The organism is Anaerococcus tetradius ATCC 35098, from assembly GCF_000159095.1.
Classification (GTDB): Bacteria; Bacillota; Clostridia; order Tissierellales; family Peptoniphilaceae; genus Anaerococcus; species Anaerococcus tetradius.
The window spans coordinates 1-343 of sequence record NZ_GG666367.1 but is presented as its reverse complement, the minus strand read 5'-3'; the positions used below and the strand labels follow the sequence as shown (position 1 = coordinate 343).

The following is a 343-nucleotide window of genomic DNA, read 5'->3' as shown; positions in this document are numbered from 1 at the left end:
CTACTTGAATACAGGAATATCCTTTTAGCAATAAATCAAAAGCTTCTTTAACTATAAAAGCTGTTTTTTCATCAATGATGATACTATGTTTATCTTTTGGATCTTTAATATATCCAAAAGGTGCTGCCCAATTTATATTTTTCCCCTGCGATTTAATTTGCCTAATAGAACTTCTTACCTTTTCAGATAATTCCTTACTGAATAAATCATAATACAATGTCTTAAACTGTGTATCCATATCTAATCCATTTCCATTTTCGTTTATGGAATCATAACAATCATTGATAGCTATAAATCGTATTTTTAAAAATGGAAATATATTGCTCAAATAATCCCCAAGTAG

1 pseudogene is annotated in these 343 nt (G+C 28.0%); it reads right to left on the bottom strand.

The window, feature by feature from the left end:
• Positions 1–343, bottom strand: a pseudogene (locus tag HMPREF0077_RS10210) (recombinase family protein); the annotation flags it as partial.